Source organism: Klebsiella sp. GW_Kp182, assembly GCF_040062275.1.
Taxonomy (GTDB): domain Bacteria; phylum Pseudomonadota; class Gammaproteobacteria; order Enterobacterales; family Enterobacteriaceae; genus Klebsiella; species Klebsiella michiganensis.
Genome location: NZ_JBEAFQ010000078.1, coordinates 1 through 23,720, shown reverse-complemented (window position 1 = coordinate 23,720; position 23,720 = coordinate 1). Strand labels below are relative to the sequence as shown.

Annotated in this window: 21 protein-coding genes; 14 read left to right on the top strand and 7 right to left on the bottom strand. The window is 56.6% G+C overall.

The genetic code is table 11. From position 1 onward, the window contains the following. Nucleotides 1–34: 34 nt before the first annotated feature. The 4 genes from yiaA to xylA all read right to left on the bottom strand — a co-directional run bounded on the left by yiaA (nucleotide 35) and on the right by xylA (nucleotide 3,926). Entirely contained in the window at nucleotides 35–475 is a 441-nt protein-coding gene (yiaA, locus tag ABLU88_RS28270) for an inner membrane protein YiaA (protein WP_032751661.1), read from the bottom strand. 34 nt (nucleotides 476–509) lie between these two features. Further along, on the bottom strand, nucleotides 510–884 hold the full coding sequence (gene yiaB, locus ABLU88_RS28265; protein ID WP_049082784.1) for an inner membrane protein YiaB: 375 nt from the start codon (nucleotides 882–884) through the stop codon (nucleotides 510–512). Between the two features lie 168 nt (nucleotides 885–1,052). Then, a complete protein-coding gene (gene xylB, locus ABLU88_RS28260) occupies nucleotides 1,053–2,507 on the bottom strand; it encodes a xylulokinase (RefSeq protein ID WP_014227203.1) in 1,455 nt (484 codons plus the stop codon). Nucleotides 2,508–2,603: 96 nt separating this feature from the next. Beyond that, nucleotides 2,604–3,926 (bottom strand): xylose isomerase, encoded by a 1,323-nt coding sequence (gene xylA / locus ABLU88_RS28255; protein WP_014227204.1) that lies wholly within the window; start codon nucleotides 3,924–3,926, stop codon nucleotides 2,604–2,606. Between the two features lie 374 nt (nucleotides 3,927–4,300). Here xylA and xylF point away from each other — a divergent pair, with 374 nt between their 5' ends. The 4 genes from xylF to xylR all read left to right on the top strand — a co-directional run bounded on the left by xylF (nucleotide 4,301) and on the right by xylR (nucleotide 9,359). Then, nucleotides 4,301–5,293: a D-xylose ABC transporter substrate-binding protein gene (gene xylF / locus ABLU88_RS28250; protein ID WP_014227205.1), complete on the top strand. Its 993-nt coding sequence runs from the start codon at nucleotides 4,301–4,303 to the stop codon at nucleotides 5,291–5,293. Between the two features lie 64 nt (nucleotides 5,294–5,357). Beyond that, nucleotides 5,358–6,899, top strand: coding sequence for a xylose ABC transporter ATP-binding protein (locus ABLU88_RS28245; RefSeq protein ID WP_014227206.1), 1,542 nt, complete (start codon nucleotides 5,358–5,360; stop codon nucleotides 6,897–6,899). Further along, entirely contained in the window at nucleotides 6,877–8,058 is a 1,182-nt protein-coding gene (xylH, locus tag ABLU88_RS28240) for a xylose ABC transporter permease XylH (RefSeq protein WP_014227207.1), read from the top strand. Before ABLU88_RS28245 ends, xylH begins: the two co-directional genes overlap by 23 nt. Before the next feature lie 122 nt (nucleotides 8,059–8,180). Beyond that, entirely contained in the window at nucleotides 8,181–9,359 is a 1,179-nt protein-coding gene (gene xylR, locus ABLU88_RS28235) for a D-xylose utilization transcriptional activator XylR (protein ID WP_348838830.1), read from the top strand. 60 nt (nucleotides 9,360–9,419) lie between these two features. Here xylR and ABLU88_RS28230 read toward each other — a convergent pair whose 3' ends face one another. Next, nucleotides 9,420–10,247 carry a protein bax gene (locus tag ABLU88_RS28230; protein ID WP_071530269.1) on the bottom strand — a complete coding sequence of 276 codons (828 nt, stop codon included), beginning with the start codon at nucleotides 10,245–10,247 and terminating at the stop codon, nucleotides 9,420–9,422. Nucleotides 10,248–10,562: 315 nt separating this feature from the next. Between ABLU88_RS28230 and ABLU88_RS28225 the strand changes: the two genes are divergently transcribed. Together ABLU88_RS28225 and avtA are read left to right on the top strand one after the other, a co-directional pair. Beyond that, nucleotides 10,563–12,593 (top strand): alpha-amylase, encoded by a 2,031-nt coding sequence (locus ABLU88_RS28225; RefSeq protein ID WP_348838827.1) that lies wholly within the window; start codon nucleotides 10,563–10,565, stop codon nucleotides 12,591–12,593. Between the two features lie 174 nt (nucleotides 12,594–12,767). Beyond that, nucleotides 12,768–14,024, top strand: a complete 1,257-nt coding sequence (gene avtA / locus ABLU88_RS28220; RefSeq protein WP_025106780.1) for a valine--pyruvate transaminase — start codon at nucleotides 12,768–12,770, stop codon at nucleotides 14,022–14,024. A gap of 131 nt (nucleotides 14,025–14,155) precedes the next feature. On the opposite strand, the gene ABLU88_RS28215 is transcribed toward avtA, so the two are convergent. Both ABLU88_RS28215 and yiaJ read right to left on the bottom strand, forming a co-directional pair. Next, nucleotides 14,156–14,644, bottom strand: a complete 489-nt coding sequence (locus ABLU88_RS28215) for a 4Fe-4S binding protein (RefSeq protein WP_348838823.1) — start codon at nucleotides 14,642–14,644, stop codon at nucleotides 14,156–14,158. 118 nt (nucleotides 14,645–14,762) lie between these two features. Next, nucleotides 14,763–15,581 carry an IclR family transcriptional regulator YiaJ gene (yiaJ, locus tag ABLU88_RS28210; RefSeq protein ID WP_014839765.1) on the bottom strand — a complete coding sequence of 273 codons (819 nt, stop codon included), beginning with the start codon at nucleotides 15,579–15,581 and terminating at the stop codon, nucleotides 14,763–14,765. A 218-nt stretch (nucleotides 15,582–15,799) separates the two neighbouring features. Here yiaJ and yiaK point away from each other — a divergent pair, with 218 nt between their 5' ends. From yiaK to araD, 8 genes are all read left to right on the top strand, one after another. Next, nucleotides 15,800–16,798: a 3-dehydro-L-gulonate 2-dehydrogenase gene (yiaK, locus tag ABLU88_RS28205; RefSeq protein ID WP_014839766.1), complete on the top strand. Its 999-nt coding sequence runs from the start codon at nucleotides 15,800–15,802 to the stop codon at nucleotides 16,796–16,798. A gap of 11 nt (nucleotides 16,799–16,809) precedes the next feature. Beyond that, nucleotides 16,810–17,274, top strand: a complete 465-nt coding sequence (locus ABLU88_RS28200; RefSeq protein WP_049069631.1) for a YhcH/YjgK/YiaL family protein — start codon at nucleotides 16,810–16,812, stop codon at nucleotides 17,272–17,274. A gap of 13 nt (nucleotides 17,275–17,287) precedes the next feature. After that, on the top strand, nucleotides 17,288–18,217 hold the full coding sequence (locus ABLU88_RS28195) for a DUF4862 family protein (RefSeq protein ID WP_348838820.1): 930 nt from the start codon (nucleotides 17,288–17,290) through the stop codon (nucleotides 18,215–18,217). Nucleotides 18,218–18,269: 52 nt separating this feature from the next. Continuing rightward, nucleotides 18,270–19,589, top strand: a complete 1,320-nt coding sequence (locus ABLU88_RS28190) for an MFS transporter (RefSeq protein WP_032692963.1) — start codon at nucleotides 18,270–18,272, stop codon at nucleotides 19,587–19,589. 77 nt (nucleotides 19,590–19,666) lie between these two features. After that, the gene (locus ABLU88_RS28185) at nucleotides 19,667–21,172 is read left to right on the top strand and encodes an FGGY-family carbohydrate kinase (RefSeq protein ID WP_049102992.1); all 1,506 of its coding nucleotides are present in this window, start codon (nucleotides 19,667–19,669) and stop codon (nucleotides 21,170–21,172) included. Then, entirely contained in the window at nucleotides 21,169–21,831 is a 663-nt protein-coding gene (gene ulaD, locus ABLU88_RS28180; RefSeq protein ID WP_032751678.1) for a 3-keto-L-gulonate-6-phosphate decarboxylase UlaD, read from the top strand. The genes ABLU88_RS28185 and ulaD overlap by 4 nt, the downstream gene beginning before the upstream one ends. Continuing rightward, a complete protein-coding gene (locus ABLU88_RS28175) occupies nucleotides 21,824–22,684 on the top strand; it encodes an L-ribulose-5-phosphate 3-epimerase (protein WP_009653713.1) in 861 nt (286 codons plus the stop codon). Before ulaD ends, ABLU88_RS28175 begins: the two co-directional genes overlap by 8 nt. Further along, on the top strand, nucleotides 22,678–23,376 hold the full coding sequence (gene araD, locus ABLU88_RS28170; RefSeq protein ID WP_014839773.1) for an L-ribulose-5-phosphate 4-epimerase: 699 nt from the start codon (nucleotides 22,678–22,680) through the stop codon (nucleotides 23,374–23,376). The genes ABLU88_RS28175 and araD overlap by 7 nt, the downstream gene beginning before the upstream one ends. The last annotated feature ends 344 nt before the right edge of the window (nucleotides 23,377–23,720 follow it).

The following is a 23,720-nucleotide window of genomic DNA, read 5'->3' as shown; positions in this document are numbered from 1 at the left end:
AACGGCGCCTGCGGTTCAACGCCGGCGCCGTCGTTTACTCAGCGGGCTCTTCCGTGACTGCGCCGACCTCGCTTAGAGAAGAACGATCCCAGACATCACGTATATTCTTCTGCACCGCCACGGCGCCGAAAAGGCTTAAAAAGAACGCCAGGCCATAAAAGCCTTTCTCACTGAGCATCAGCGTTGCGTTCCACAATCCCACCGCCAGCAGACCCACAGCAATCGCAAAGGCGATCAGGCAGGACAAGTAATACATCGTAGTGGTTGGGATCTTTTCGTATTTATCACGCACCGTCTTTTGATAAGAGGCGGCGGAAAAAAGCCCCAGAACCAGTACGGCAAAATAGTAGCCCTTTTCATTGAGCTCCATCTGCGCGTTCCACAGGCCAATCAGATACGTCAGGATGCCGCCAACCAGCGCAATCCATGAGATCAGATGAAACGCGGGTGAATATGTCGTCGCTTTCGTTTCCATTTGTAACTACCTCTCTTCGCTGTCCGCTGACAGCTTATTCCACTGAGTTATTGCGAGCTTTATCCGTGACTTTAGCGGGATAAGGCGTTGCCGACGCACCGTACATACAGACAAACCACGCCATCACGTAAATACTTTTTTCACGCCACGGAGCCGGGACAAACCAGGCGCCGACCAGCAGCAATCCCGCCGACAGCAGCAGCACCAGCCGGCACAGCGAGATAAAATCGCCGTCTCGCTGTGCTTCCTGCGCCGTTCGCTGATGCGTGAGCACAGCAAACATCCCCATGACCAGAACGCCCAGAAAATAGCCTTTACCGCTAAATAATGGGCAGGTTCGCCAGATTCCCACCAGATAAACCAGTGCGCCAACAGACATCAACAGCCTTGCAATAAGATTGTTTTTCATGGTGCCTCCCTGGCATAAGACAGGCCCCATTGTGGACTGGCAGGATGCGTTTATCCGTACTTTTCGTCCCTGAAACGACAAATTCGGAATATATAAATACACTCGATAACTACATGAATTTAAAAACATTCAAGAGATGAATTCGCCCCATCGACAGGGGCGAAAGAATCAGGACATCAGCGGTAAAAGCTGCTGATAAATCTGGCGGAAGGTTTCCCGGCGAGGGGCGTAACGAGCAAAGCGTTCGGCATCAGGACGATGAGCCTGTTCCAGCGGGAGCTGAGGAAGTAGATCGGAAAACGCGATATTTTGATGCAACGCCAGCTGGGCCAGCCGCGCCGCGCCAAGCGCCGGGCCGACGTCACCGCCGGTGCGGAAATCCAGCTGCTGGCCGCTAATATCCGCCAGCATTTGCCGCCAGTAGGCGCTGCGCGCGCCGCCGCCGATAAGCGTGACGCTCTCGGGCTTCACGCCGCAGGCGTGAACCACATCCATACCGTCCGCCAGCGCATAACCGACGCCCTCCAGCACCGCCCGCGCCAGTTCCGCCGGACCATGTTGATGAGTCAGGCCGAAAAAGACGCCTTTGGCCTGCGGATTATTGTGCGGCGTACGTTCACCGGAGAGGTAGGGCAGGAACCAGACCGGATCGGCATCGTCGTTCGCCGCTTCCGCCGCCGCAATCAGCGCCGGAACCGTGCCGAGGCCGGTTAATGTCGCCGCCCAATCGAGGCAGGAAGCTGCGCTCAGCATGACCGACATCAGATGCCAGCGCCCGGGCAGCGCGTGGCAGAAACTGTGTACGGCGCTTTCCGGCTTGCTAAGAAAGCCGTCGCTGACGGCAAAGTAGACGCCGGAGGTCCCCAGCGACAGCATCGCCTGGCCCGCATCCGCCATGCCAACACCCACTGCCCCCGCCGCGTTGTCGCCGCCGCCGGCTACCACCAGCGCTTCCGGCATATTCCACGACTGCGCGACGGCCGGGCGCAGCGAACCCGTCACTTCACATCCTTCGAACAGCGCCGGCATGTTATCGCGGCTCAGACCGCAGGCGGCGAGCATCTCATCGCTCCAGTCGCGGCGCGCCACGTCCATCCACATCGTTCCGGCGGCATCGGACATATCGCTGGCAAACTCACCGGTCATGCGCAAACGTAAATAATCTTTTGGCAGCAGGACTTTATCGACCTGTTTGAAGATCTCAGGCTCGTGACGTTGTACCCACAGCAGCTTCGGCGCGGTAAATCCCGGCATCATCAGGTTGCCGGTTATCTGCCGCGAACGGCTGACGTTCTCTTCCAGCAGCGCGCACTCTTCACCGCAGCGGCCATCATTCCATAAAATTGCCGGGCGCAGGACGCGCTGTTGCTTATCCAGCAGCGTCGCGCCGTGCATCTGGCCCGCAATACCTAACGCTTTGACTTCGCGCAGCGAGTGCTGCGCGCCCAGCGCTTTCATCGCGCGGTCCGTCGCCAGCCACCAGTGCTCAGGATCTTGTTCAGACCATAAAGGGTGCGGACGCGACACGTTGAGCTTTTCGGTATGCGAAGCCACGACCTCGCCTTGCTCGTTGAGCAGAATAGCCTTGACGCCCGAGGTGCCCAGATCAATCCCGATATACATACAGCCTCTCCTTACTGACGCGCCACGGCTAAGCGTGGCGCGAATAAAGCATCGGTTATCGCCAATGCCCGGGCTCGCCGGGCATCATCGCCCTCATTAGCGATCAAAGAGGTAACGGTTAACCACGTTTTCCAGCAGTTCCTGATGGCCGCTCTGGTGCTCCGGCGCCAGGTTATGCTGAGTGGCATACTGGGCAATGTCCGCCAGGTTCATCTGGCCTTTCAGGATCTGCTGACCCAGCTCGCCGTTCCAGCCGGCATAGCGCCTGGCGACGCGTTTATCCAGCTCGCCGTCTTCAATCATACGAGCAGCGACTTTTAACGCCAGCGCCATGGTGTCCATCGCGCCAATGTGGCCGTAGAACAGGTCGTATTTGTCGGTGCTCTGACGACGCACTTTAGCATCAAAGTTCAGGCCGCCGGTGGTGAAGCCGCCCGCTTTCAGGATTTCGTACATCACCAGCGCATTCTCTTCAACGCTGTTCGGGAACTGGTCGGTATCCCAGCCCAGCTGCGGGTCGCCGCGGTTAGCATCAACGGAACCAAACAGACCCAGAGCAATGGCGGTCGCAATTTCGTGGTGGAAAGTGTGGCCGGCCAGCGTCGCGTGGTTCGCTTCGATGTTCAGTTTGATCTCTTTTTCCAGGCCGAACTGTTTCAGGAAGCCATAGACGGTAGACGCGTCGTAATCGTACTGATGCTTGGTTGGCTCCTGCGGTTTAGGTTCAATCAGCAGCGTGCCCTGGAAACCGATTTTATGTTTATGCTCCACGACCAGCTGCATAAAGCGGCCAATCTGCTCGCGCTCCTGGCGCAGGTCGGTATTGAGCAGAGTTTCATAGCCTTCGCGGCCGCCCCACAGGACGTAGTTTTCCCCGCCCAGTTTGTGGGTCGCATCCATCGCGGTCACCACCTGAGTGGCCGCCCAGCTGAACACTTCCGGATCCGGGTTGGTTGCCGCACCGGCACCGTAACGCGGGTTCGTAAAGCAGTTTGCCGTACCCCACAGCAGCTTGACGCCGCTCTGCTGCTGTTTTTCCGCCAGCACATCCACCATCTGCGCGAAGTTGTTGGCATACTCTTTCAACGACGCCCCTTCCGGAGAAACGTCAACGTCGTGGAAGCAGTAATACGGTACGTTTAGTTTTTGGAAAAACTCAAACGCGACATCGGCTTTGCGTTTCGCCATTTCCAGCGCTTCGCCCGGCTGCTGCCACGGGCGGTTAAAGGAGCCCACGCCGAACATATCAGCGCCGTTCCAGCAGAAGGTGTGCCAGTAGCAGGCCGCAAAGCGCAGGTGCTCTTCCATCCGTTTGCCCAGGACCAGCTCATCCGGATTGTAATGACGGAAAGCCAGTGGGTTAGCGGATTTCGGGCCTTCATAACGAACGCGATCGAGCTGATCAAAATAGGTCTGCATAATGAACTCCATATTCAGGGATGCGGCGAGTAATAAGTCATAAGCCAATATAGAATTCTCTTTTTAGTTTCCTCAATTACGTTATTTCACACTGTGATTGAGAGAATCCACAAACGTGCGCCAGGTCGCAAAAACAATAGAACAACGCCCTCACTTCGCTGCTTACGCCACGAGAGATCAATGAAATACGATGAGAACTAATTATTAAAGTACGATCGCGGTCATAAATTAACAAATAAACAAAATTTCATAACGGCAAAATAAGCATAGATAATTGCCAGCGCTCCTTTCCGCGTTAAAAATCTGCTACGTATCAGGCCATTTATTTTTATCGTTCGTCTTATCCTGCACTTTACAAAAAAGGTGTTATTATTATGAAGATAAAGAACCTTTGCCTAACGCTCTGTGCTTCACTCCTCCTCACCAGCCTGTCGGGCATTGCGAAAGAAGTCAAAATTGGCATGGCGATTGACGACCTGCGCCTTGAGCGCTGGCAAAAAGATCGCGATATTTTTGTCAATAAAGCTGAATCATTAGGTGCAAAAGTATTCGTCCAGTCAGCCAATGGCAACGAAGAAACGCAAATGTCGCAAATCGAAAATATGATTAATCGCGGCGTCGACGTTCTGGTTATTATTCCCTATAACGGTCAGGTGCTGAGTAATGTGATAAAAGAGGCTAAACAGGAGGGAATTAAAGTTCTCGCCTACGATCGTCTCATCAATAACGCCGATATTGATTTCTATATTTCTTTTAATAATGAGAAAGTTGGCGAAATGCAGGCGCAAAGCCTGGTCAATAAAGTGCCTCAGGGCAACTATTTCTTAATGGGCGGCTCGCCGGTAGACAATAACGCCAAGCTTTTCCGCGCCGGCCAAATGAAAGTTCTTAAGCCCTATATTGATGAAGGAAAAATTAAAGTCGTCGGCGATCAGTGGGTCGACGGATGGCTACCAGAAAATGCGTTGAAGATTATGGAAAACGCCCTGACCGCCAACAATAACAAAATTGATGCGGTCGTCGCCTCTAACGATGCCACCGCCGGCGGCGCCATTCAGGCGTTAAGCGCCCAGGGGCTCGCAGGCAAAGTGGCGATTTCCGGGCAGGATGCCGACCTCGCCGGCGTGAAGCGCATTATCGCTGGCACTCAGACGATGACCGTTTACAAACCGATCGCTGACCTTGCCACCACCGCAGCAGAGATCGCCGTCGAACTGGGCAACGATAAGCAGCCGAAGGCCGACGCCACGCTCAACAACGGCCTCAAAGATGTGCCTTCCCGGCTGCTGACGCCCATTGAGGTCAATAAAGACAACATTGACCAGACGGTAATCAAAGACGGTTTCCACAAAAAAAGCGAGCTGTAATCTCTGACGCCCTCTCCCGGGGGCGTTGCCCCATCCAGCCGGATATCGCTTATGTGGAGTCTCTATGTCCTGGTTACTCGAAATGAAAAACATTACTAAAACCTTCGGTACGGTGAAGGCGATTGATAATGTCAGTCTGCGGCTTAACGCCGGAGAAGTGGTCTCGCTGTGCGGCGAAAACGGCTCCGGTAAATCCACGCTCATGAAGGTCCTTTGCGGAATATATCCGCACGGTAGCTATGAGGGAGAGATTATTTTTTCCGGGGAAACGTTGCGGCCGGGCCATATACGCGATACCGAGCGCAAAGGGATTGCCATCATTCATCAGGAGCTGGCGCTGGTAAAACATCTGACCGTTCTGGAGAATATTTTTCTCGGCGCGGAGATCTCCCGCCACGGTCTGCTGGATTACGAAACCATGACCTTACGCTGCGAAAAGCTGCTGGCCCAGGTCAATTTAGCCATATCACCCGATACCCGCGTCGGCGATTTGGGCCTTGGCCAGCAGCAGCTGGTCGAAATAGCAAAAGCGCTGAATAAACAGGTACGGTTGTTAATTCTCGACGAACCCACCGCCTCGTTAACGGAGCAGGAGACGGCAATTCTGCTGAATATTATTCGCGATCTGCAAAATCACGGTATTGCCTGTATTTACATTTCCCACAAGCTCAATGAAGTCAAAGCCATCTCCGACACCATCTGCGTGATCCGCGATGGGCAGCATATCGGTACCCGTAACGCTGACGGCATGAACGAAGATGACATTATCACCATGATGGTCGGCCGCGAGCTTACCGCCCTCTATCCGAGCGAAGCCCACAGCTGCGGCGAGGAAATCCTGCGGGTGGAAAACCTGACGGCCTGGCACCCGGTGAATCGCCATATTAAGCGGGTCAATGACGTCTCCTTTTCGCTGCGGCGCGGTGAAATACTAGGGATCGCCGGGCTGGTCGGCGCGGGCCGTACCGAAGCGGTCCAGTGCCTGTTCGGCGTCTGGCCGGGCCGCTGGCAGGGAAAAATCTTTATTGATGGCCAGCAGGTGACGATTCACAGCTGCCAGCAGGCTATTGCGCAGGGCATCGCCATGGTACCGGAAGACAGAAAGAAAGACGGTATTGTGCCGGTCATGGCGGTGGGTAAAAACATCACCCTCGCCGCGTTAAACCAGTTTACCGGTCCGCTGAGCAGCCTTGACGATGCCGGAGAGCAGCACTGTATTCAGCAATCCATCCAGCGTTTGAAGATCAAAACCTCATCGCCGGAGCTGGCGATCGGTCGCCTGAGCGGCGGCAATCAGCAAAAGGCGATCCTCGCCCGCTGCCTGCTGCTGAACCCGCGCATTCTGATACTCGATGAGCCCACCCGCGGCATCGACATCGGCGCCAAGTACGAAATCTACAAGCTGATTAATCAGCTGGTGCAGCAGGGGATCGCCGTCATTGTCATTTCATCCGAACTACCCGAAGTGCTGGGGCTAAGCGACCGGGTGCTGGTGATGCATGAAGGTAAATTGAAGGCTAATCTGATCAACCGGGGTCTGACCCAGGAACAGGTGATGGAAGCCGCACTGAGGAGCGAACGCCATGTCGAAGAACACATCGTCTGAAATGAAACTCACCCCACCTGCCGCTGGCGCGCTATCGGGGCTGAAGGGGATGAACCTCCAGGTATTCGTGATGATCGCCGCTATCGTGGCCATTATGTTGTTTTTCACCTGGACCACCGAAGGCGCTTATCTGAGCGCGCGTAATATCTCCAACCTGCTGCGCCAGACCGCCATTACCGGCATTCTCGCGGTCGGCATGGTGTTTGTGATTATTTCCGCCGAGATCGATCTCTCCGTCGGCTCAATGATGGGGCTGCTCGGCGGCGCAGCGGCAATATTTGACGTCTGGCTGGGCTGGCCGCTACCGCTGACCATTGTGGTCACCCTGGCGCTTGGCCTGCTGCTGGGGGCCTGGAACGGTTGGTGGGTTGCCTATCGTAAAGTCCCCTCGTTTATCGTGACGCTCGCCGGCATGCTGGCATTTCGCGGTATTTTGATAGGCATTACCAACGGGACCACCGTCTCTCCCACCAGCCCGGCAATGTCGCAAATCGGCCAGAGCTATCTGCCTGATGGCGTTGGCTTTGGTATCGGCGTGGCGGGCATGGCGGCCTTTATCATCTGGCAGTGGCGCGGCCGTATGCGACGTCAGGCTCTCGGCCTCTCCACGCCCGCCTCCGCTTCAGCCGTTGGCCGCCAGACGATTACCGCCGTTATTGTACTGGGCGCCATCTGGCTGTTAAACGACTATCGCGGCGTCCCGACGCCGGTACTGATTCTCGCCGCGCTGCTGCTGGCGGGCATGTTTATGGCCACCCGTACCGCGTTTGGGCGCCGCATCTACGCCATCGGCGGCAACCTGGAGGCCGCGCGTCTATCCGGCATCAGCGTGGAACGCACCAAGCTGGCGGTGTTCGCCATTAATGGCCTGATGGTGGCGATTGCCGGGTTGATTCTCAGCTCGCGTCTTGGCGCCGGTTCCCCTTCCGCCGGCAACATCGCCGAACTGGACGCCATCGCCGCCTGCGTGATCGGCGGTACCAGCCTCGCCGGCGGCGTCGGCAGCGTCGCGGGCGCGGTCATGGGCGCTTTTATCATGTCCGCGCTGGACAACGGCATGAGCATGATGGACGTCGCCACCTTCTGGCAGTACATCGTTAAAGGGGTCATTTTATTGCTCGCGGTATGGATGGATTCCGCCACGAAACGCCGAAGCTGAGGGCTGTGAAAAAAAATGCCCGAATTATTTGCGCTACCGCCAAACTTAGGCACAAGTAGCTTGAAAAAATCCGGGCATTGGCCGGTATTGTATGGCCTGCAAGAGAGACCAGGAACAACACTATGTTTGAAAAGCGTCACCGTATTACGCTGTTATTCAATGCCAACAAAGCCTACGATCGCCAGGTCGTTGAGGGCGTCGGCGAATATTTACAAGCATCGCAACTGGAATGGGATATCTTCATTGAGGAAGATTTTCGGGCACGAATTGAAAACATCAAAGAGTGGTTAGGCGACGGCGTTATTGCCGATTACGACGACCCGGAAATTGAAAACCTGCTGAGCGACGTGAATGTTCCGATTGTCGGCGTCGGCGGCTCCTTCCACCGCCCGGAGTGCTATCCGCCGGTTCACTATATCGCCACCGACAACGCCGCGCTGGTCGAGAGCGCCTTCCTGCATCTGAAGGAAAAGGGCATTAACCGCTTTGCCTTTTACGGCCTGCCCACATCCAGCTGTAAAGGCTGGGCCGCCGAGCGCGAGCACGCGTTTTGCCAGCTGGTCGCCAGAGAGAAATATCGCGGCGTGGTCTATCAGGGGCTCGAGACGGCGCCGGAAAACTGGCAGCATGCGCAAAACCGCCTCGCCGACTGGCTGCAAACCCTACCGCCGCAAACCGGCATCATCGCCGTTACCGACGCCCGCGCGCGCCACGTATTACAGGCCTGCGAGCGGCTGCATATCCCCGTCCCGGAAAAGCTGTGCGTTATCGGCATAGATAACGAAGAGCTTACCCGCTACCTGTCGCGCGTGGCGCTCTCCTCCGTTGCGCAGGGCACCCGTCAGATGGGCTACCAGGCGGCAAAGCTGCTGCATCGCCTGCTGGAGAATGAAGAGCTGCCGCTTCAGCGTCAGCTTATCCCGCCGATGCGCGTGGTAGAACGCCGCTCCACCGACTACCGTTCGCTCACTGATCCTTCGGTCATTCAGGCGATGCACTATATCCGTAACCACGCCTGTAAAGGGATTAAAGTTGAGCAGGTGCTGGACGCCGTGGGGATTTCCCGCTCGAATCTGGAAAAGCGCTTCAAAGAGGAAGTCGGCGAAACCATTCATACGGTGATCCACAGCGAGAAGCTGGAAAAAGCGCGCAGTCTGCTGGTATCAACCACCCTATCGATTAACGAAATCTCCCAGATGTGCGGCTATCCATCGCTGCAGTATTTCTATTCGGTGTTTAAGAAAGAGTACGACGTGACGCCGAAGGAGTACCGCGACCGGCACAGCGAAGTCATGATGTAGCGCGCAAAGAAAAATGCCCGGGCTTACGCACCGGGCATCAATGATGACATGTAAGAGCAATTACATGTGCGCGGCTATCAACCGCTGGTTATCCTGATACATCGCGAAGAGATAGTTGTTATAGCTCGACCCTTTGGTCGAATAGCCCTTCAGCTTATGAATCATCGTGCTGGCGGTCACTTCCTGATCGGCTTTACGCAGCTGCGCACGCGATTTACGGAACGACGAGTAGGCCGGATGCGTATTCAGATTTCGGACATAGGCCTGAACGGACTCTTCCACCGAATCAAACTGGGAGTAGCCCTTCACCGCACCGCGGCAGTTTCCACCGCCACACTTCATACCAAATAAATTGTTGTTCACCCGCGCCAGCTTTGACGTTCCCCAGCCGCTTTCCGCCGCTGCCATGGTAGCGACCATGCTATTCGGGATAATGTCGACGCGCTCAAGCAGCGAGTTCCATGGAATATGGCGAGTATTGCCGGACCACTTCACTTTATAGCGAGAGGCGATCTCTTTCAGCCGCGTACGCTCGCTCGGCGACCAGCGCGCATCGTACTGCTTGGAAACAAGCCAGTTACGATCGGCGGTAATCACCTGATTCTGTTTCGTAATGTAAGGCATTACCGTCCGGAGAAACGCTTTTTTCCTTGGTGTCCCGGAAGGGTATTTTCGCAAATCAGGAAGTGAACTGCTCTTTACACTATTGCGAGAATACTCTTGTTTACTGCTTACCTTGCTTACTTTAACGGTGCTTTTCTTCTTAACTATTGGGGCTTTATGACTCGTTGTTGCTGTGTGTGTTGTTGCCAGCACACTACCTGAAAATATGCAGGTAAGTAACATGAGTATCGCGGCCCCATATCGTCGAATGGGAGTCGATATCATTAGGTCTCCTGGTCGGATGCAATCATTCCAACGCCTTGTTTTTCACAAAAAATCGATAGTTGAATCGCGAATAGTATCAAAAATACCCAGATGACGCACCCACAGAAATAGTCCAATTCCGAAAAGCTGTCATCTGAAATCGGTTTCCGCCCCATGACAACAGTACAAAAATGCGACAACCCTCGCATTTTTTGCTTGTTTTTTGAACGCGATCACTCACCCTTTTTCATCCTCCCTGGAAAAGCGCCGGTGGGATGAGTTCATTAGACAGCCAGACGCGCAAACTGAACAAAAAACCGCACACAGGACTCCGGAATGAAACTCGCTGCGCTTGCGTCGCTGCTGTTGCCTGGGATGGCCTTCGCCGCCTGGACTACCGCAGATTTCCCCGCCTTTACCGAAGAAGGCACCGGCAGATTTATCAGTCAAAACGAGGTAGCAAAGGGTACGCGCCCTCTGCGGATTAATTTTGACCAACAGTGCTGGCAGCCTGCCGGCGCGATCAAGCTCAACCAGATGCTGTCTATGGAGCCTTGCCGCGATCCGGCGCCGCAGTGGCGCGTATTCCGCGATGGCCGCTATACCCTGGAAGTCGATACCCGTTCAGGTACGCCAACCATGATGGTCTCTCTGGAGGAGAAACAGACCGCCGCCGCCGCGCCGCAGATGAAGCAGTGTCCGAAATGGGATGGCAAGCCGCTCACCATTGACGTCAGCAAGTCCTTCGCCGAAGGCAGTAAAGTTCGCGATTTCTACAGCGGTAATATCGCGACCGTCAGCGGCGGTAAAGTTACCCTCCAGCCGGCGTTTAACAGCAATGGTCTGCTGCTGCTTGAACGCGCGGAAACGGAAGCCGCCGCGCCGTTCAACTGGCATAACGCCACCGTCTATTTCGTGCTGACCGATCGCTTTGTCAACGGCAACCCGGGCAACGACAATAGCTATGGCCGCCACAAAGACGGCATGCAGGAAATTGGCACCTTCCACGGCGGCGACCTGCAGGGCCTGACCAGCAAACTGGATTACATCCAGCAGCTCGGGGTTAACGCGCTCTGGATCAGTTCGCCGCTGGAACAAATCCACGGCTGGGTCGGCGGCGGTACGAAAGGCGATTTCCCGCACTACGCCTATCACGGCTATTACACCCAGGACTGGACGAAGCTGGATGCCAATATGGGAACGGAAGACGATCTGCGCCGCCTCGTCGATGAGGCCCACAAGCGCGGGATCCGCATTCTGTTCGACGTGGTGATGAACCATACCGGCTACGCGACCCTGGCCGATATGCAGGAGTTTCAGTTTGGCTCGCTGTACATCCAGGGCGATGAGCTGAAAAAGACCCTCGGAGAACGCTGGACCGACTGGAAGCCCCGCGCGGGACAAAGCTGGCACAGTTTTAACGACTACATTAACTTCAGCGACAAAGCCGGTTGGGAAAAATGGTGGGGTAAAAAGTGGATCCGCACCGATATTGGCGATTACGACAACCCCGGATTTGATGACCTGACGATGTCGCTGGCCTTCCTGCCGGATCTGAAAACCGAATCCACGGCGCCATCCGGCCTGCCAAACTTCTATCGCCATAAGCCGGATACCGCGGCCAAAGCGATCCCCGGCTATACGCCGCGCGATTATCTGACCCACTGGCTGAGCCAATGGGTGCGCGACTACGGCATCGACGGCTTCCGCGTCGATACCGCCAAGCACGTCGAGCAGGCCGCCTGGCTACAGTTAAAAACCCAGGCCAGTGAAGCGCTGGCGGAATGGAAAAAAGCCAATCCGGATAAAGCGCTGGATAACGCGCCGTTCTGGATGACCGGCGAGGCCTGGGGCCACGGCGTGATGCAGAGCGACTACTATCGCCACGGTTTTGACGCAATGCTGAATTTTGATTATCAGGATCAGGCGGCGAAAGCGACAAGCTGCCTGGCGAATATCGACCTGACCTGGCAACATATGGCAGAGAAGCTTCATGATTTCAATGTGTTAAGCTATCTCTCCTCGCACGATACCAGCCTGTTCCGCGAAGGCGGCAGCACGGCGGCGGAACTGCTGCTGCTCGCGCCTGGCGCAGTGCAGATCTTCTACGGCGATGAATCCTCACGACCGTTCGGTCCGACCGGCTCCGATCCGCTTCAGGGGACGCGTTCAGATATGAACTGGCAGGACGTCAGCGGCAAAGCCGCGCGCAGCGTGACCCACTGGGAGAAACTGGGCCAGTTCCGCGCCCGTCATCCGGCGATTGGCATGGGTAAACAAACCACCCTATCGATGGCGAAAGGCTACGGCTTTATTCGCGAGACCGGCGATGACAAAGTGATGGTGGTATGGGCAGGTCAGCAGTAGCCTTCTGACCCAAGGCTCCCCTGACACTCGGGGGAGCTGCTTCAGAACAAAAATCCAAAATATCTTACTTTAGCAGCATAAAAACAAAATATCTCACTGATACCTCGATTTGCACCCTGTCTGCGCTGGCGTTATGGTTACCCACTTTCCTGGAATACCGACAGACTAATCGCGATGACATTTTCACTTTTTGGCGACAAATTTACCCGTCATTCGGGCATCACCCGCTTGATGGAAGACCTCAATGACGGCCTGCGTACCCCGGGCGCCATCATGCTGGGCGGCGGCAATCCCGCGCAGATTCCGGAAATGAATGATTACTTCCATAGCCTGCTGGCCGACATGCTGAACAGCGGCAAAGCCCTTGATGCGCTTTGTAATTATGACGGTCCGCAGGGTAAAAGCGAGCTGCTGGCCCTGCTGGCGCAGATGCTGCGTGATGAACTGGGTTGGGAGATCGAACCACAGAATATTGCACTGACAAACGGCAGTCAGAGCGCGTTTTTCTACTTGTTTAACCTCTTCGCAGGCCGTCGCGCGGATGGAACCACCCGTAAAGTGCTGTTTCCGTTGACGCCCGAGTACATCGGCTACGCCGATGCCGGCCTCGAAGAAGATCTGTTTGTCGCCACCCGCCCGAACATTGAACTACTGCCGGAAGGCCAGTTTAAATACCACGTGGATTTCGAACATTTGCAGGTCACGGACGAGACGGGAATGATCTGCGTTTCCCGCCCCACCAACCCAACGGGCAACGTGATCACCGACGATGAGCTGATCAAGCTGGATGCGCTGGCCAACCAGCACGGCATCCCGTTGGTGATTGATAACGCCTACGGCGTTCCGTTCCCGGGGATTATTTTCAGCGACGCCAGGCCGCTGTGGAATCCGAATATCGTGCTGTGCATGAGCCTCTCCAAGCTGGGCCTGCCGGGTAGCCGCTGCGGGATTATCATCGCTAACGAAAAAATCATCACCGCCATCAGTAATATGAACGGCATTATCAGCCTCGCCCCCGGCGGAATGGGGCCGGCCATGATGTGCGAGATGATTAAACGCAACGATCTTCTGCGCCTGTCGGAAACGGTGATTAAGCCGTTCTACTACCAGCGCGTTCAGGAGACTATCGCCATTATTCGCCGCTATTTGCCGGAAGATCGCTGCCTGATACATAAACCGGAAGGCGCGATTTTTCTCTGGCTATGGTTTAAGGATCTGCCGATTTCTACCGAGCTGCTGTACCAGCGCCTGAAAAAGCGCGGCGTCCTGATGGTGCCGGGCGACTATTTCTTCCCTGGCCTGGATAAGCCGTGGCCGCACACGCATCAGTGCATGCGCATGAACTATGTACCGGACCCGGAGAAGATTGAAGCAGGCGTGAAGATTCTCGCCGAAGAAGTTGAACGCGCATGGGGTGAACAGGGCGCGTAAACGAGCGCCAGAATCCTGAATAATCCAGATATATTCCCGGCTCGCGCTGCGCTCAGCCGGGCTACAGGCTTCCAGCGTTCTGCGGACAGGCAGCGCCGCCTCCGGGAACACGCCGTAAGAAGGCATCATCGCTACATCGCCAGCGCCATCCGCTGGCGACGTTCAGCGGCTATTCTCTCCAGCTCCATCGGTTCCATGCAGCGCAGCGCCTGCGTCGGGCATGCCGCCACGCAGGCCGGGCCTTCTTCACGATGGCTGCACAAATCGCACTTCAGCGCCTGTACGCCCTCCTCCACCCGCATCACCGTCATCGCGCCATAGGGGCACGCCAACATGCAGCTTTTGCAGCCGATGCAGCGGCGCTGATCAACGCGCCAGACCGAATTTTCCCGGCGGATAGCGCCCTCGGGGCAGACGTTGGCGCAGGGCGCATCTTCACACTGGCGGCAAAGCGTCGCCGTCGAGAGTTCGCCATTTTTCACCACGCGGATCCGCGGCGCAAAGCGCATGGCGGAAACGCCAGAACAGTCCTGGTCCCGCTGATGGGATACCACGCAGGCGACTTCACAGGTACGGCAGCCGATGCACTTTTGCGCATCCGCGATAATAAACCGGTTCATCCTTGCTCCACTGGGGATAAAAACGCAGAGTGCCAGAAAAAACCGCTTCCGCGCCTTGATCCTGAATGGAGTCAGCGGCGTTTTCTCTCAGATGCCCGGGACAATTTGGTCATCTGCCTTACCCTTCCCGCACGGAAAAGCCCAGTTCGCGGGAAATCGCCTCTGCCGTATCGCGCAGCGGCTTGAGTAAATTCTTCTCCCCTACCTGCTTGAGGCGCGATGTTGATAAGGAGATAGAAATGGCATAAGGCACGCGTCCATGAATATCGAAAACCGGGACCGCCAGGCAGGACACGCCCAACTCGTTCTCTTCCCTGTCCATCGCCATATTACGCTCGCGGATCTGCGCTAGCTCATCATGCATCGCAGGTAAGCCGGTAATGGTATTCCGGGTCAGCGGCTGAATAATATCCTGGTGTGAATTCCAGTAGCTCTCAACGTAGTCAGGATGGCCAAACGCCATATAAATCTTGCCCATTGCCGAGCAGTACAGCGGCATATGCTGGCCAATATAGGCGCGCGTACGCAGCATGCCGGTGGTCGGCTCCAGCTTATAAATCAGGATAGCGTGGTCATCTTCACGGCTGGAGAAGTTCACCGTCTCGCCGGTGGCCAGGTTGAGCGCCTCAAGATGCGGCGCCGCGACGTGGATGATATTGAGCGACGACAAAGCCTTTTGGCCAACGGCGATAAACTTTGTCGTCAGACGATAGCTCCCCGCCGCCGGGGCTGGCGTCACGTAGCCGCAGGATTGCAGCCCCTGCAATAAGCGATGAACGGTGCTTTTGTTCAGGCCCGCCAGTTCCGACAGATGCGCCAGCGGGCATCCGTTTGGGTAATTACTCAGGATCTCAATCAGCATCAACCCACGAAAAAGGCTCTGGCTTCCGGCAGGCCTCTCTTTGTCTTGCGTTACATCGCTCTCTTTTGTGCCCATCGTTTCCGCTCCCCGTTTTTGTCGCGTTCAGATGGTAGCGCAAAGTGTGTTTCAGTTCACGATCTGAACCAAAAAAACACAACTTTATGATTTTTATGATTTTTAAAAATAACGCTGCCCGTTGATCTGATAAAAATTGATCGCTATATTTGAAATCAGATTTCGCATAGTGAAATTTAGAGATAAAAAAGCGATCAACTCTGACCAGGGAAACAGGAATGAAAGTAACGTTTGAGCAGTTAAAAGAGGCATTCAATCGAGTACTGCTGGCGCGGGGTATCGCCGCAGAAACCGCCGATGCCTGCGCAGAAATGTTTGCCCGCACCACCGAATCCGGCGTCTATTCTCACGGCGTGAACCGCTTTCCTCGCTTCATCCAGCAGCTGGACAACGGCGACATCATCCCCGAGGCTAAACCGCAGCGGGTGACCAGCCTCGGCGCCATCGAGCAGTGGGATGCCCAGCGCTCCATCGGCAACCTGACGGCGAAAAAGATGATGGACCGGGCCATCGAACTGGCTTCCGATCACGGTATCGGCCTGGTGGCGTTACGTAACGCCAACCACTGGATGCGCGGCGGCAGCTATGGCTGGCAGGCGGCGGAAAAAGGCTACATCGGCATCTGCTGGACCAACTCTATCGCCGTTATGCCGCCGTGGGGCGCTAAGGAGTGCCGTATCGGCACCAATCCGCTGATCGTCGCCATTCCGTCGACGCCGATCACCATGGTGGATATGTCGATGTCGATGTTCTCCTACGGCATGCTGGAAGTTAACCGCCTTGCCGGCCGCGAGCTGCCCGTGGACGGCGGATTCGACGATGAAGGTCATTTGACCAAAGAACCGGGGGTTATCGAGAAAAACCGCCGTATTTTGCCGATGGGCTACTGGAAAGGTTCCGGCCTGTCGATCGTGCTGGATATGATTGCCACCCTGCTTTCCAACGGCTCTTCCGTTGCCGAAGTGACTCAGGAAAACAGCGATGAATATGGCGTTTCGCAGATCTTCATCGCCATAGAAGTGGATAAGCTGATCGATGGCGCAACCCGCGACGCCAAACTGCAGCGAATTATGGATTTCATCACCACCGCCGAACGCGCCGATGAAAATGTGGCGGTCCGCCTGCCCGGCCATGAATTTACCCGACTGCTGGATGAAAACCGCCGCAACGGTATTACCGTCGATGACAGCGTATGGGCCAAAATTCAGGCGCTGTAAGGAGCTCACCCATGATTTTTGGCCATATTGCTCAACCGAATCCGTGTCGTCTGCCCGCGGCCATTGAACAGGCGCTTGATTTCCTGCGCACGACGGATTTTCACGCGCTGGAACCCGGCGTCGTGGAAATCGACGGCAAGAACATCTTCGCGCAGGTTATTGACTTAACCACCCGCGATGCCGCTGACAATCGTCCGGAGGTTCACCGTCGCTATCTGGATATCCAGTTTCTGGCGTGGGGTGAAGAAAAAATCGGTATCGCCATTGATACCGGCAATAATCAAATCAGCGAATCGTTGTTAGAACAGCGCGATATTATTTTCTATCACGACAGCCAACATGAATCGTTCTTTGAAATGACGCCAGGCAACTATGCGATATTTTTCCCGCAAGATGTACATCGTCCTGGATGTAATAAAACTGTAGCCACCCCGATCCGCAAAATAGTCGTTAAGGTCGCTATCTCAGTTTTATAATAAGGAGCACAAAATGAATTCGAATAATACCGGTTACATTATCGGTGCGTACCCCTGTGCACCCTCATTTCACCAAAAGAGTGAAGAGGAAGAGACGGAATTCTGGCGGCAGCTCTCCGACACCCCGGATATTCGCGGGCTGGAGCAACCCTGCCTTGAACATCTTCATCCGCTCGGCGACGAATGGTTATTGCGCCATACCCCGGGACACTGGCAGATTGTCGTTACCGCCATCATGGAAACCATGCGCCGCCGCGGTGAAAACGGCGGCTTTGGGCTGGCATCCAGCGACGAAGAGCAGCGCAAAGCCTGCGTGGAGTACTATCGTCACCTGCAGCAGAAGATCGCTAAAATCAATGGTAAGACCGCCGGAAAGGTCATTGCCCTTGAGCTTCACGCCGCCCCGCTGGCGGGCAATGCCAACGTGGCTCAGGCGACCGACGCCTTTGCCCGTTCATTAAAAGAGATTACCCGCTGGGACTGGTCCTGCGAGCTGGTGCTGGAGCACTGCGACGCGATGACCGGCACCGCGCCGCGCAAAGGATTTTTGCCGTTAGAAAACGTGCTGGAAGCCATTGCCGACTACGACATCAGCATCTGTATCAACTGGGCGCGCTCTGCCATTGAAGGGCGGAATACCGTTCTACCGCTCACCCATACGCAGCAGGCAAAACGGGCAGGGAAGCTCGGCGCGCTGATGTTTTCCGGCACGACGCAAACCGGCGAGTACGGCGAATGGCAGGATTTACACGCGCCGTTCGCGCCTTTCTGCCCGCAGAGCCTGATGACCACCGACCACGCTCGTGAATTATTTGCCTGCGCAGGAGCCGATCCCCTGCAATTCTCTGGTATCAAATTACTGGAAATCACTGCCAGCGCAAACATTGACCATCGCATCGCGATATTACGCGACGGCATCTCAGCGCTAAAACAAGCACAATAATAATAACCACCTTCATCGCCAGAATATTTTTTAATATTACGAGACTATAAAGATGAATATAACCTCTAACTCTACACCCAAAGATATACCGCGCCAGCGCTGGTTAAGAATTATTCCCCCAATACTGATCACCTGTATTATTTCTTATATGGACCGGGTCAATATTGCCTTTGCCATGCCCGGCGGCATGGACGCCGACTTAGGTATTTCCGCCACCATGGCGGGGCTGGCGGGCGGTATTTTCTTTATCGGTTATCTATTTTTACAGGTTCCCGGCGGGAAAATTGCCGTTCACGGCAGCGGTAAGAAATTTATCGGCTGGTCGCTGGTCGCCTGGGCGGTTATCTCCGTGCTGACGGGGTTAATTACCAATCAGTACCAGCTGCTGGCCCTGCGCTTCTTACTAGGCGTGGCGGAAGGCGGCATGCTGCCGGTCGTTCTCACCATGATCAGTAACTGGTTCCCTGATGCGGAACGCGGTCGCGCCAACGCGATTGTCATTATGTTCGTGCCGATTGCCGGGATTATCACCGCCCCGCTCTCAGGCTGGATTATCACGGTTCTCGACTGGCGCTGGCTGTTTATTATCGAAGGTTTGCTCTCGCTGGTTGTTTTGGTTCTGTGGGCCTACACCATCTATGACCGTCCGCAGGAAGCGCGCTGGATCTCTAAAGCAGAGCAGAACTATCTGGTCGAGACGCTGGCCGCAGAGCAACGGGCCATTGCCGGCACCGAGGTGAAAAACGCCTCTCTGAGCGCCGTTCTCTCCGACAAAACCATGTGGCAGCTTATCGCCCTGAACTTCTTCTACCAGACCGGCATTTACGGCTACACCCTGTGGCTGCCCACCATTCTGAAAGAATTAACCCACAGCAGCATGGGGCAGGTCGGGATGCTCGCCATTCTGCCGTACGTCGGCGCCATTGCCGGGATGTTCCTGTTCTCTTCTCTTTCAGATCGAACCGGTAAACGCAAGCTGTTCGTCTGCCTGCCGCTGATTGGCTTCGCTCTGTGCATGTTCCTGTCGGTGGCGCTGAAAAATCAAATATGGCTCTCCTATGCCGCGCTGGTCGGCTGCGGATTCTTCCTGCAATCGGCGGCTGGCGTGTTCTGGACCATCCCGGCACGTCTGTTCAGCGCTGAAATGGCGGGCGGCGCGCGCGGGGTTATCAACGCGCTTGGCAACCTCGGCGGATTTTGTGGCCCTTATGCGGTCGGGGTTCTGATCACGCTATACAGCAAAGACGCCGGCGTTTATTGCCTGGCGATCTCCCTGGCGCTGGCCGCGCTGATGGCGCTGCTGCTGCCGGCGAAATGCGATGCCGGTGCTGCGCCGGTAAAGACGATAAACCCACATAAACGCACTGCGTAAAATCGAGCCCGGCGGCGCTGCGCCTGCCGGGCCTGCGAAATATGCCGGGTCCTCCCGGCAAGAATGAGATGCGAAAGATGAGCAAGAAACAGGCCTTCTGGCTGGGTATTGATTGTGGCGGCACGTATCTGAAAGCCGGTTTATATGATGCCGAAGGTCATGAACATGGCATTGTGCGGCAAGCGCTACAGACGATGTCGCCCCTGCCGGGTTACGCCGAACGCGACATGCATCAACTCTGGCAACACTGCGCGGCAACCATTGCCGGACTATTACAACGGGCAGGGGTATCCGGTGAACAGATTAAAGGCGTGGGCATCTCCGCTCAGGGTAAGGGTCTCTTTCTCCTCGATAAGCAGGATCGGCCGCTGGGTAACGCCATCCTCTCCTCCGATCGTCGGGCGCTGAATATCGTTCAGCGCTGGCAGCGAGACCGAATTCCCGAACGGCTCTATCCCGTTACCCGCCAGACGCTATGGACCGGGCATCCGGCTTCTCTGCTGCGCTGGGTCAAAGAGAATGACCCCCAGCGCTACGCGCAAATTGGCTGCGTGATGATGGGGCATGACTATCTGCGCTGGTGCTTAACCGGCGTGAAAGGCTGCGAGGAGAGCAACATCTCCGAGTCCAACCTCTACAACATGTCCACGGGCCAGTACGACCCGTGTCTGACCCAATGGCTGGGGATCGGCGAAGTGGATAGCGCGCTGCCCCCCGTTATAGGGTCAGCCGAAATATGCGGGGAGATCACCGCTCAGGCAGCCGCTTTAACCGGTCTGGCGGCGGGTACTCCCGTCGTTGGCGGCCTGTTTGACGTGGTCTCCACCGCCCTTTGCGCCGGGATTGAGGATGAGTCGACCCTCAATGCGGTGATGGGGACCTGGGCCGTCACCAGCGGTATCGCTCACGGTCTGCGCGAACATGAGGCTCACCCTTACGTCTATGGCCGCTACGTCAATGACGGCCAGTATATCGTTCACGAAGCCAGCCCGACCTCATCCGGCAACCTCGAGTGGTTTACCGCTCAGTGGGGCGATCTCTCGTTTGATGAGATCAATCAGGCCGTAGCCAGTTTGCCGAAAGCCGGGAGCGAGCTGTTTTTTCTGCCGTTTCTCTACGGCAGCAACGCCGGGCTGGAGATGACCTGCGGCTTTTACGGCATGCAGGCGCTGCATACCCGCGCGCACCTGCTGCAGGCGGTTTATGAAGGCGTGGTATTCAGCCATATGACCCATCTCAACCGTATGCGCGAACGCTTTACAAGCGTTCAGGCCCTGCGCGTCACCGGCGGCCCGGCGCACTCCGACGTCTGGATGCAAATGCTGGCGGACGTCAGCGGCTTACGCGTTGAACTGCCGCAGGTGGAAGAGACCGGCTGCTTTGGCGCTGCCCTCGCGGCGCGCGTCGGCACTGGCGTATACCGCAGCTTTAGCGAAGCCCGGCGCGCCCGGCAGCACCCGGTACGCACGCTGCTGCCCGATATGACCGCCCACGCGCGCTATCAGCGCAAATACCGCCACTACCAGGATTTGATTGAGGCACTACAGGGCTATCACGCCCGCATTAAGGAGCACGTATTATGAGCCGACCATTACTGCAGCTGGCGCTGGACCATACCAGCCTTCAGGCTGCGCAGCGCGATGTCGCCCTGCTACAGGATCACGTTGATATCGTGGAGGCGGGGACCATCCTCTGTTTGACCGAGGGGCTTAACGCAGTTACAGCCCTGCGCGCCCAGTGTCCGCAGAAGATCATCGTCGCCGACTGGAAAGTCGCCGACGCCGGTGAAACCCTGGCGCAGCAGGCCTTTGGCGCTGGCGCCAACTGGATGACCATCATCTGCGCCGCGCCGCTCGCTACGGTCGAGAAAGGCCACGCCGTGGCCCAGGCCTGCGGCGGTGAAATTCAGATGGAGCTGTTCGGCAACTGGACGCTGGATGACGCCCGCGCCTGGTACCGTACCGGCGTCCATCAGGCGATTTACCATCGCGGGCGCGATGCCCAAGCCAGCGGGCAGCAGTGGGGGGACGCGGATCTGGCGCGCATGAAAGCGCTCTCCGACATTGGCCTTGAGCTATCGATCACCGGCGGGATTACTCCGGCCGATCTGCCGCTGTTCAAGGATATCAACGTCAAAGCGTTTATTGCCGGGCGCGCGCTGGCAGGCGCTGCCCATCCGGCACGGGTTGCCGCCGAATTCCACGCGCAAATCGACGCTATCTGGGGAGAACAGCATGCGTAACCACCCGTTAGGTATTTATGAAAAAGCGCTGGCGAAGGATCTCAGCTGGCCTGAACGGCTGGTGCTGGCCAAAAGCTGCGGTTTTGATTTTGTCGAAATGTCGGTGGACGAGACCGACGAACGCCTTTCGCGCCTGGAGTGGACATCGGCCCAGCGGGCATCGCTGGTGAGCGCGATGCTGGAAACCGGCGTCGCTATTCCCTCAATGTGCCTGTCCGCCCATCGCCGTTTCCCCTTTGGCAGCCGCGACGAGGCGGTACGCGAGCGGGCGCGGGAGATTATGACCAAAGCCATCCGCCTGGCGCGCGATCTGGGGATTCGTACTATTCAGCTGGCGGGTTACGACGTCTATTACGAAGAGCACGATGAAGGCACCCGGCAGCGTTTTGCCGAAGGGCTGGCCTGGGCGGTAGAACAGGCCGCCGCCGCGCAGGTGATGCTGGCGGTGGAGATCATGGACACCGCCTTTATGAACTCCATCAGCAAATGGAAAAAGTGGGACGAGAGGCTTTCGTCACCGTGGTTTACCGTCTATCCGGACGTCGGCAACCTCAGCGCCTGGGGGAACGACGTCACCGCCGAGCTGAAACTGGGTATCGATCGTATCGCCGCCATCCACCTGAAGGACACGCTGCCCGTGACCGACGATAGCCCGGGCCAGTTCCGCGACGTGCCGTTCGGTGAAGGATGCGTTGATTTTGTCGGCATCTTTAAGACGCTGCATGAGCTGAACTACCGCGGTTCGTTTCTGATTGAGATGTGGACGGAGAAGGCCAGCGAACCGGTGCTGGAGATTATCCAGGCCCGGCGCTGGATTGAATCACGGATGCAGGAAGGAGGTTTCACATGTTAGAGCAACTGAAAGCCGAGGTGCTGGCGGCAAACCTGGCGCTCCCGGCGCACCGGCTGGTCACCTTTACCTGGGGCAACGTCAGCGCGGTGGATGAAACGCGCCGTCTGATGGTCATTAAGCCCTCCGGCGTCGAATATGAGGTGATGACCGCCGACGATATGGTGGTCGTAGAGATCGCCAGCGGTAAGATCGTTGAAGGCGCTAAAAAACCCTCTTCGGATACGCCAACGCATCTGGCCCTTTATCGTCGCTATCCGCAGATCGGCGGGATCGTGCATACCCACTCCCGCCATGCGACGATCTGGTCGCAGGCCGGTCTCGATCTCCCCGCCTGGGGCACCACCCACGCCGACTATTTTTATGGCGCCATCCCCTGCACCCGGCCGATGACCGTTGAGGAGATTAACGGGGAGTATGAGTATCAGACCGGCGAAGTGATTATCAAAACCTTTGAACAGCGCGGGCTGGATCCGGCGCAAATCCCGGCGGTATTAGTCCATTCGCACGGCCCGTTTGCCTGGGGTAAAGATGCGGCCGACGCCGTACATAACGCCGTGGTACTTGAAGAGTGCGCCTATATGGGCCTGTTCTCGCGCCAGCTGGCGCCACAGCTGCCGGATATGCAGTCTGAACTGCTCGATAAACACTACCTGCGTAAACACGGCGCGAATGCCTATTACGGGCAAAACTAACACCGCGGGACTCCCGGATGGCGGCTAACGCCTTATCCGGGCTACGCGTCCCCGGCGGTCTGCGGTCCCGTAGCCCGGGCAGGCGCTTTGCGCCGCCCCCGGGGGAAGCGTGCAGGATGTTGCAGAATTTTCCCGGAGGCGATGCTGCGCATCTGTCCGGGCTACGCGTCCCCGGCGGTCTGCAGTCCCGTAGCCCGGGCAGGCGCTTTGCGCCGCCCCCGGGGGGAAGCGTGCAGAATGTTGCAGAACTTTCCCGGAGGTGATGCTGCGCATCTGTCCGGGCTACGCATCCCCGGCGGTCTGCGGTCCCGTAGCCCGGGCAGGCGCTTTGCGCCGCCCCCGGG

What these genes read in the sequence shown, in the direction of transcription:
- yiaA (WP_032751661.1), bottom strand. Translation starts at nt 475, where the DNA reads ATGGAAACGAAAGCGACGACATATTCACCCGCGTTTCATCTGATCTCA.
- yiaB (WP_049082784.1), bottom strand. Translation starts at nt 884, where the DNA reads ATGAAAAACAATCTTATTGCAAGGCTGTTGATGTCTGTTGGCGCACTG.
- xylB (WP_014227203.1), bottom strand. Translation starts at nt 2,507, where the DNA reads ATGTATATCGGGATTGATCTGGGCACCTCGGGCGTCAAGGCTATTCTG.
- xylA (WP_014227204.1), bottom strand. Translation starts at nt 3,926, where the DNA reads ATGCAGACCTATTTTGATCAGCTCGATCGCGTTCGTTATGAAGGCCCG.
- xylF (WP_014227205.1), top strand. Translation starts at nt 4,301, where the DNA reads ATGAAGATAAAGAACCTTTGCCTAACGCTCTGTGCTTCACTCCTCCTC.
- ABLU88_RS28245 (WP_014227206.1), top strand. Translation starts at nt 5,358, where the DNA reads ATGTCCTGGTTACTCGAAATGAAAAACATTACTAAAACCTTCGGTACG.
- xylH (WP_014227207.1), top strand. Translation starts at nt 6,877, where the DNA reads ATGTCGAAGAACACATCGTCTGAAATGAAACTCACCCCACCTGCCGCT.
- xylR (WP_348838830.1), top strand. Translation starts at nt 8,181, where the DNA reads ATGTTTGAAAAGCGTCACCGTATTACGCTGTTATTCAATGCCAACAAA.
- ABLU88_RS28230 (WP_071530269.1), bottom strand. Translation starts at nt 10,247, where the DNA reads ATGATATCGACTCCCATTCGACGATATGGGGCCGCGATACTCATGTTA.
- ABLU88_RS28225 (WP_348838827.1), top strand. Translation starts at nt 10,563, where the DNA reads ATGAAACTCGCTGCGCTTGCGTCGCTGCTGTTGCCTGGGATGGCCTTC.
- avtA (WP_025106780.1), top strand. Translation starts at nt 12,768, where the DNA reads ATGACATTTTCACTTTTTGGCGACAAATTTACCCGTCATTCGGGCATC.
- ABLU88_RS28215 (WP_348838823.1), bottom strand. Translation starts at nt 14,644, where the DNA reads ATGAACCGGTTTATTATCGCGGATGCGCAAAAGTGCATCGGCTGCCGT.
- yiaJ (WP_014839765.1), bottom strand. Translation starts at nt 15,581, where the DNA reads ATGGGCACAAAAGAGAGCGATGTAACGCAAGACAAAGAGAGGCCTGCC.
- yiaK (WP_014839766.1), top strand. Translation starts at nt 15,800, where the DNA reads ATGAAAGTAACGTTTGAGCAGTTAAAAGAGGCATTCAATCGAGTACTG.
- ABLU88_RS28200 (WP_049069631.1), top strand. Translation starts at nt 16,810, where the DNA reads ATGATTTTTGGCCATATTGCTCAACCGAATCCGTGTCGTCTGCCCGCG.
- ABLU88_RS28195 (WP_348838820.1), top strand. Translation starts at nt 17,288, where the DNA reads ATGAATTCGAATAATACCGGTTACATTATCGGTGCGTACCCCTGTGCA.
- ABLU88_RS28190 (WP_032692963.1), top strand. Translation starts at nt 18,270, where the DNA reads ATGAATATAACCTCTAACTCTACACCCAAAGATATACCGCGCCAGCGC.
- ABLU88_RS28185 (WP_049102992.1), top strand. Translation starts at nt 19,667, where the DNA reads ATGAGCAAGAAACAGGCCTTCTGGCTGGGTATTGATTGTGGCGGCACG.
- ulaD (WP_032751678.1), top strand. Translation starts at nt 21,169, where the DNA reads ATGAGCCGACCATTACTGCAGCTGGCGCTGGACCATACCAGCCTTCAG.
- ABLU88_RS28175 (WP_009653713.1), top strand. Translation starts at nt 21,824, where the DNA reads ATGCGTAACCACCCGTTAGGTATTTATGAAAAAGCGCTGGCGAAGGAT.
- araD (WP_014839773.1), top strand. Translation starts at nt 22,678, where the DNA reads ATGTTAGAGCAACTGAAAGCCGAGGTGCTGGCGGCAAACCTGGCGCTC.